Here is a 7,222-nt window from a genome sequence, read left to right as displayed (position 1 = left end):
CTACGTTCGAACGAGCCGTTGCGCTGACCGGTTGAACCCACCGCAGCTTTTTTCTGTATAAGCGCAGTTGAACGCTCAGCCTTGAAAAGGGGACCCACCAATCGACCGAAGATGTGGCTCGACCTCCACCCCGAAGCGGCCCCCGACTTGAAGGAGGGGCAGCGTTCTTCAGAGGACGACTCAATCCTCCCGAAGGAGCAGGTCCAGTTCCCAGTCACCGACGCTGATTGCACCGATGGGGCAGTTCAGACCGTGGAAGAGTCGACCTCACCCTCCTCCTCGCCGTCCCAGTAATGGACGCGAACGGCATGTACCTTTATCAGCGCCAAACCTGGTGTGTCGATTCCGTTGGGGAACCACCGGTCAATGTCGGAGGACCAATGATCGGCAAAGGCCGCCTTGTCACGGATGATGCTGGCTTCGCCCTCGACGGCAACGAACAACGGCGGCTGTCCCAAGATGCCCCCGCGACCTTGAAAGGACAGCGCCACATGGCGGTCCCGCTCGATATCGCTGACGGTGCGGGTGTCTTCATAGGTAAAGTAGTAGCTGTCGCCTTCCCACTCGACCTCGCTGTTGTTGCTCATCGGGCGTGTGGCCAATTGCCCGCCCTCAGTTCGCGTGGTCAGCATGGCAAAGTCGATCTTGCCCATTGCCTTTGCCAAGTCTTGGATTGTCCGGTCGGCCATGTTTCCTCCTGCGGGTTTCAGTGACGCACCAATCCGAACGCCGTCCAAGCCAGTTTTGTTGCGCATCCAGCCCCAGCAAGCATCATCTCGTCTCAACCCAAGCAGAGACTCAGGCTGTGCCGCAGCCAACGACCAGCTTTCCAAAATTATTCTCGCCGATGATCGGGATGAGGTGACCGACAGCCTGCATGTCTTCCGCTATTTGATGCTTGCTGCCTCGAACATGTCCGGCAAGAACGGTCAGATCCTGATCCCCGGCGACGAGGCGGGCGGTCTGCTTGGTTACGCCCGCCTTGACCAAAATCCCGCCCAAGCCGCCACCTCGGCGGCCTCAGTTCGGGACGGGCCAAGCGCGCCCGTGAAAATCACCGTTGAACCGGCCAACAGCCCTGACGGGTTTCCATCCATGGGGATTGCGGGAGCATAGATCTTCTTGCCAGAAGGCTTGATCAAGTCATCGAAAGACGGGTTAAACTGACGTTCAGCATGCCGCATGGCCACCGCGGTAGCGCGGGCGTCCTCGCCTGCATTGTGGTGGTGGAACCGGAGATTCAGCGCTCTTTTAAGGTTGGCCAGCACGTGCCCGCCATTCTCCTTCAGCTCGGATCGATCCCAAAGCAGAGAAAGCGCATGCCGATCAAGAAAACGCCGGCGACGTCCCTTGGCCTTTAGGTGCGGGCACAAACGCTTGCCCAACGGCGCACGAAAAGAACGAGGGATATGACGCTGTCCCGCATAATTCGGCGTTCAGCGATCCCGAGGCCTCCCTCGTAAGAAAAGCCTCTTGAAGGTGTGAGGGTTGAACTTTGGCAGCGACGTCAGGAAGATGCCTGTCAGACATCGCGTGCTTCTGCTGCTGATGTTGACTGTGGCATGAGCTATGTCAGGCAAGCCGGCAGATGTGGCAATTTGATGCGCAAAGGGAGCATGCATCAGCAGTTACCCAAGCGACGCTCGTTTTGGGATCAGACCTTACGAAAGTATGCTCAGTCAGCCATTGCAGATCAGGAAGGATCCAAACGCCCGCTCGACCGGGCACGCGCCCTGTTGAGCTCCAAGAGCCAGTCCTGGAGCGGGGTTGCGGGACAGGAACCACGGCAGTTCGGCTTGCCGCCTACGTGCACCGCTCCTTGCAACGGGATCTCTAAGCCAAGATGATCGCTATCGCCGAAAAGGAAAGCAGCGCCTTCGCTCAGGTCCCGGCGTTTGCCTTTCGCACCGTGATCGCGGAAACTTTGGCAAGCGGGATAGAACAGTTTGATGCCGTTCTTGCGTTCAACTACCTGCACCTGGTTCGCGACGTGCAGGCTAACCTTGCGCTGTATTGACAAGATGCTTGCTGGCGATGGGTTGTTCATTTCCAAGAGGCCTACTTGGCGAGATGAGTCTTCGCGGCGCTGAAGAGGCAGGGCGAGATCCGCCAGGGCCCAGCAATTCAGGGCGCGGGACCGCGATCACACATTGGCCGGAAGCCGAGCCCGCAAAGCCGTTCCGAACCATTGTACCGCTCTTGCAGTGGCCGGCACCGATGCTGGGGGAATAGCGGGATGAGCCTGTCTGCAATAAGGCAATGCCTCGGCCAACTGATAGCTCAGGCAGTGAAATCGGGATGAAGCCATACATCACGCCTGAAGACGCAAGCATTCCAGGTCGCCCTCATAGTGCTAGGACCTTCAGCTTCAAACTTCATGAGGATGCACCGCCTTGCAAATGTAAAACGTTCGCTTTACAAAGTGCCCATGGATAAACGTAACGAGATCATTGCAGGGGCGACGCGGACATTTGAGGCACAGGGCTTTCGCGGCATCGGTGTCGATGCCGTTCTGGCTCCGTCAGGTGCCTCGACGCGGACGCTCTACAAGCACTTTGGCTCGCGGGACGGGCTGGTTCTGGCTGTGGTCGAGCAGCGTCACCGTGCCTTCATGGACCGCTTGGCGGTGACGCCGGAAAGAGGGATCGGAGGCCTGTTCGACACGCTCTCGGTCTGGCTGGCAGAATTCGGGAGCCGCGGCTGCATGCTGCTGCGCGCCCACGGCGAATACGCCGGCACTCATCCTGACATCGCAGGCTGCGTGTGCCGGCAAAAGGAGAATTTCCTGGCCGAGATAGGCCGCCGTGTCGAGGACACACTTCACCGGCCGGACGAGGTGCTGGCCCTTCAGGTATGGCTGCTTTTCGAGGGAGCCACCGCCGCCGCGAGTGTCGCTGGTCCCCAGGTGATCCAGGCGGCGAAAGAGGCCGCGCAAGTGCTCGTGGCGGAAGCGAGGTCCAGATGACGCAGGCGCGCACCAGCACGGGCAGCCTCATGGCGGCGGGCTTTGGGTTGACTGCATTGGCATATGGGCTGGCGCGCTTTGCCTATGGCCTGCTGCTGCCGCAGATCAAAGCGGAGTTGGACCTTGGAACGGTCGCGGCAGGCTGGATCGGCAGCGCTGCCTTTGCGGCCTATTGCGCAGGCGTCGTAGCCGCTTTCATGGTCGTGCCGAAACTGGGCGCGCGAGCGGTGGCAGTCGCTGCGGGACTTTGCGCGACCGCCGGGCTCGGCTTGGCAGCCGCCGCCGGATCGGCCGTTTTTCTCGGAGGGGCCATTGCACTGGCGGGGATCAGCACCGGCCTCGCCTCACCCCCACTGGCCGCAGCGGTGGGCCATCACGTCCCGAAGGCAGATCGGTCACGGGCGAATGGCGCGATCAATGCCGGGACCGCAGCGGGGATCGTGCTGTCCGGCCTGGCCGCACTGATCTTCGCGGCAGCTTGGCGCGAATTGTATCTTGGATTTGCCGCCATTGGCGCTGCAGTGACCCTTTGGCTGTGGCGGGCAATTCCTGATGGGGCCACGGGAGGCTCGGCAGCCGGCCACAGCTTCCGGCAGCCCGGGCTTGTGCCGCTCTGCATGGCCGCAACTCTTATGGGCGCTGCGAGCACGGCCCTCTGGACCTTTGGTGCCGACATTCTTCGTGAGGAAATGGCTTTTACCGATCGGCGTATCGCGGTGGCATGGATCGTTCTCGGAGCCACAGGACTGGCAGGCGTCGTCACAGGGCACGGCACAGAACGGTTCGGGATCCCAGCCGTCCACCGCATGTCGCTGGCCATGATGGGGGTCGCGCTCTTGAGCCTGACGGTGGCATCTTGGGCGACGTTCATGCCATTTGCAGCGATGGGGCTGTTCGGCGCAGGCTACATCATCTCGTCCGGGGCCTTGCTGCTGTGGGGTGTCACATTGTTCCCGGATCGCGCGGATCTGGGGCTTGGCCTGTCCTTCCTGATGGTGGCGGCAGGTCAAACTGCTGGAGCGCCGCTTTTCGCCCTGCTCATGAATGCTGCAGGAACATCGGCAGCCCTTGCGGGTGCGGCACTCCTCATGGCCTGCGCCGCAATATTCGCACCGCACCATGCCCTTGCCAATGACCCGGCCCTTCCTCATCCCGCAGGCGCGGATTGACAAAGTGCACCCGACGCACGGGCTGACTGCAAACACTTTCGGGCAAACAGGTGGTTCACGTCTTTGAGCAACGCTTCCGGTCCTTGCGCTCCCTTTTCGATCTGCAAAGCGGCGCTGCGTGTGCGGTTTGAAGGATGCATGATGGCCCTCTCCCCGGCTGCTCCACAAGCTGAGGCCATGGCCGCCGTCCTGACCACATCCCTGTCAGGGCGAAAGAAAATGCAGGTCATCACAGTTACGCTTTCGGACGAGGGAGCAACGGAGCAGAGGGTCGTTCGCGCCAGCCTTCAAGAAGCGGCGACAGAGGCGACGCCGGAGGACCACCTGATCCTGAAGCGCCAGGATTTGCTGGAAGCGCGCGGTTCTGGACGCATAGCGGGACCATGTCGCGTGAATGGCGGACCGGGATGCATCACGTTTGCCTTCGTCCCTTGTCAATCAGCCGCTCTCTGCCCGTGGTGTCCAGACATTCACAAGCAGAAGCACTCTGTCAGCATCGACCTGAGCCAGCACCGGCAAACCGCCGCGCGGTTGAAGCAGGTGCGGCAAGACGCGGGCGTGGTTGGGCGGTCAAAGCGTCAGCGCAGCCACCCATGCGAACAGGATCATCCCGATATTGGCATGCAGGAATGTAGGGATCACGCTGTCCTTGATGTGATCGTGCTGCCCATCCGCGTTCAAACCTGCCGTTGCACCAAGCGAGATGGTCGAGGCCGGCGAACCTGCATCGCCCAACGCCGCCGATGCGCCCAAGAGTGCCACTGTCGCCAGCGGCGAGAACCCGAGTGCAACCGCCAGTGGCACATAGATCGGCGCCAGGATCGGGACGGACGCGAAGGAGTCGCCGAAACCGATCGTGATGAAAAGGCCCATGATCAGCATGATGGCCGCCCCCAGCGGCTTGTTGTCGCCGATGAAGCCTGCCGCCGACGCCACAAGGGGTTCGACCTCTCCCGTGGCGGACAGGACGCCCGCAAAGCCCGAGGCAATGGTGATGATGACCGCGACCTGCGCCATCATCCGCAGACCTTCGGTGAACACGTCGTCCTGCTCCTGCCAGCGGAAGATGCCCGCCCCACTCAGGATGACAAAGCCGACCATCGCTCCCACGAAAAGTGAATCGAACGCTATCTGACAGATCAGCGCCACCACAAGCGCCGCGAGCGTGGCCAGCAATTGCGCGGGATCAAGCGCGACAGGCGCCCGTTCGGCCTCGGGCACTTGGCTACTCACCGTCTCGTAATCGCGCGGCTTCCTGTAGGTGATGAAAACCGCGACAAACATTCCTGCAATGATCCCCATGACCGGCAGGAACATCGCCTTGGGCGCCATATCGGCCGTTGCAGCAAGGCCAAGATCGGCGCCCGCCCCGTTCACGTTGGGCAGCAGGATCTCGTTCAGGTAGATGGCGCCAAAACCGGTCGGCAACAGCAGATAGCTGGAACTGATCGCACAGGCCAGCACGCAGGCAATTGCCCGGCGGTCGATGCGAAGGCGGTTCATCACGCCCAGCAGCGGTGGGATCAGCACCGGGATGAAGGCGATATGGACGGGGATCAGGTTCTGGGACAGGACGGAGGCTGCACACAGGACCAGCAACAGGCTCCACCTGACGCTCTTGCTGGCAGCGGCCTCGCCCGTGCCGAGGCGGCCAGAGATCTTCGCGGCCAGCAGATCGAGCAGGCCGCTGCGGGCCAGTGCGACGGCGAAGGCGCCCACCATGATATAAGTCATTCCCACCTGCGCGCCGGGAAGAAGGTTGTCGTTCAGCGCCGCAAGCGTTTCGGTCATGGTCAGGCCCGCGTGCAGCCCGCCCAGCACCGCCGCCGAGACGAGCGCTATGGCAACAGGCAGCCGGAGCAGGCAAAGGGCGATCATGACCCCGATCGTGAGAACGACGGCGTTGATGTGCAGACCGCTCAGCGCTGCGGTCGCATACAGCGCGGCAAGCGGCAGAAGCACTGGAAGGACGCGCTTGCGCCGGAATTCATCGGCGCCATCGGAGGCGCGCAAAGGCAGATCGGTCATGTTTCTTCTCACGCAGGTTCCGAGCATGTCTCGGCATGCAGGGGCATACGTTGCTGGCAAGCCCGTGAGCAATTGCTTTGTATCAAGACATGTTGCGTTCGCCCTTGTCGCGGACAGACGACGGCAAAGGTGCAGGACCTGTCATACGCACGCCTCTGCCATATGGGGCAGCGGCGGCCGTCAGCACCCGTGAAGCAGTCGGTCAGTGGCAGCGGCATGACCGGAGGAAAGGGGCTCGCCGATTGCCCGGTATCGACCAGACGAACGACATCCAACATCGTCAAAGCGTCAACCCTCGCGGCGAGGATCGAAAGATCATCCCTGCGCGACATCAAAAGAGTTGCTCGTCAGCTCCGACCACAGGTCGAGGCGTTTCCGTCTTGTGGTTCAGCCGTCGGTAAATGTGTTACATCACCAAAGACTGCACAGTCCGCCACGCATTCCTTGAAAGGGCCACGCTAGCCTGTCCGGGTGGAACCCATCGGTCTCATGCCACAGGCGCAGCTTCAGAGAGTATTCCGTTCGTCGAAACCTCTGTTGTTCCTTTCGCTCATGAAGGGCCAACACGCTCCGGCACCCTTTGACACACAAAGGGACGACGTCAATTGTGCCTGGCAGCACCATCAGGCGGCGTCGTCTATCAGCTTCAGCGCGCTGTCCGGCAATGGGCGCTGCAACTCCTCCGCCCTGATCCCGCCCAGCCAGGCATCCCACTCCTCGGGCCTGGTCAGAATGACCGGCATGGCCTTGGGATGGATCGCGCCTACCTCCTTGTTGGGCGGACTGGTCAGAAAGGCGAACAGGTCGTCGGTCGTCTCGCCGTCCTTCACCTTGCGCACGGACGTCCAATCCCGCGTCTCGACACCGGCAAAGAAGATCGGGCCATCATCGACCGGCGCAAACCATTGAAAGCCCCTGCCCTTGCCGCGCGGCTCCGAAAAGCTGGTGAGCGGCACCAGGCAGCGATGATCCCGGCCGAGCCAGCGGCGCCAGTGCGGCGAGGACAGGTTGCGGATATTGGTGACGCCCGGATCCCGCTCGGTCTTGAGGACGGAGCGTG

Annotated in this window: 7 protein-coding genes; 4 read left to right on the top strand and 3 right to left on the bottom strand. The window is 61.7% G+C overall.

Features of this window, described 5'->3' with window-relative positions:
- Positions 1-245 precede the first annotated feature (245 nt).
- The gene (locus tag ACLHHB_RS01140; protein ID WP_410216441.1) at positions 246-689 is read right to left on the bottom strand and encodes a pyridoxamine 5'-phosphate oxidase family protein; all 444 of its coding nucleotides are present in this window, start codon (positions 687-689) and stop codon (positions 246-248) included.
- A 58-nt stretch (positions 690-747) separates the two neighbouring features.
- On the opposite strand from ACLHHB_RS01140, the gene ACLHHB_RS01135 reads away from it, so the two are divergent.
- The 4 genes from ACLHHB_RS01135 (at position 748) to ACLHHB_RS01120 (ending at position 4,134) form a co-directional block, all read left to right on the top strand.
- Positions 748-1,116, top strand: a complete 369-nt coding sequence (locus ACLHHB_RS01135) for a hypothetical protein (protein WP_410216440.1) — start codon at positions 748-750, stop codon at positions 1,114-1,116.
- 727 nt (positions 1,117-1,843) lie between these two features.
- The gene (locus ACLHHB_RS01130) at positions 1,844-2,017 is read left to right on the top strand and encodes a hypothetical protein (protein WP_410216439.1); all 174 of its coding nucleotides are present in this window, start codon (positions 1,844-1,846) and stop codon (positions 2,015-2,017) included.
- A gap of 411 nt (positions 2,018-2,428) precedes the next feature.
- Positions 2,429-2,965, top strand: coding sequence for a TetR/AcrR family transcriptional regulator (locus ACLHHB_RS01125; protein ID WP_410216438.1), 537 nt, complete (start codon positions 2,429-2,431; stop codon positions 2,963-2,965).
- Positions 2,962-4,134 (top strand): MFS transporter, encoded by a 1,173-nt coding sequence (locus ACLHHB_RS01120; RefSeq protein WP_410216437.1) that lies wholly within the window; start codon positions 2,962-2,964, stop codon positions 4,132-4,134. Before ACLHHB_RS01125 ends, ACLHHB_RS01120 begins: the two co-directional genes overlap by 4 nt.
- Positions 4,135-4,704: 570 nt before the next feature.
- Here the strand turns inward: ACLHHB_RS01120 and ACLHHB_RS01115 are convergent.
- Together ACLHHB_RS01115 and ACLHHB_RS01110 are read right to left on the bottom strand one after the other, a co-directional pair.
- On the bottom strand, positions 4,705-6,162 hold the full coding sequence (locus ACLHHB_RS01115) for a Na+/H+ antiporter family protein (RefSeq protein ID WP_410216436.1): 1,458 nt from the start codon (positions 6,160-6,162) through the stop codon (positions 4,705-4,707).
- Positions 6,163-6,785: 623 nt separating this feature from the next.
- The coding region (locus ACLHHB_RS01110) for an SOS response-associated peptidase family protein (RefSeq protein WP_410216435.1) at positions 6,786-7,222 on the bottom strand (437 nt) is incomplete at its 5' end.

This window comes from Paracoccus sp. (in: a-proteobacteria) (assembly GCF_046462195.1).
In the GTDB taxonomy this organism is placed as follows: Bacteria; Pseudomonadota; Alphaproteobacteria; order Rhodobacterales; family Rhodobacteraceae; genus Paracoccus.
This window is presented reverse-complemented; position numbering and strand designations above follow the sequence as displayed.

What these genes read in the sequence shown, in the direction of transcription:
- ACLHHB_RS01120 (WP_410216437.1), top strand. Translation starts at nt 2,962, where the DNA reads ATGACGCAGGCGCGCACCAGCACGGGCAGCCTCATGGCGGCGGGCTTT.
- ACLHHB_RS01125 (WP_410216438.1), top strand. Translation starts at nt 2,429, where the DNA reads ATGGATAAACGTAACGAGATCATTGCAGGGGCGACGCGGACATTTGAG.
- ACLHHB_RS01140 (WP_410216441.1), bottom strand. Translation starts at nt 689, where the DNA reads ATGGCCGACCGGACAATCCAAGACTTGGCAAAGGCAATGGGCAAGATC.
- ACLHHB_RS01130 (WP_410216439.1), top strand. Translation starts at nt 1,844, where the DNA reads ATGATCGCTATCGCCGAAAAGGAAAGCAGCGCCTTCGCTCAGGTCCCG.
- ACLHHB_RS01115 (WP_410216436.1), bottom strand. Translation starts at nt 6,162, where the DNA reads ATGACCGATCTGCCTTTGCGCGCCTCCGATGGCGCCGATGAATTCCGG.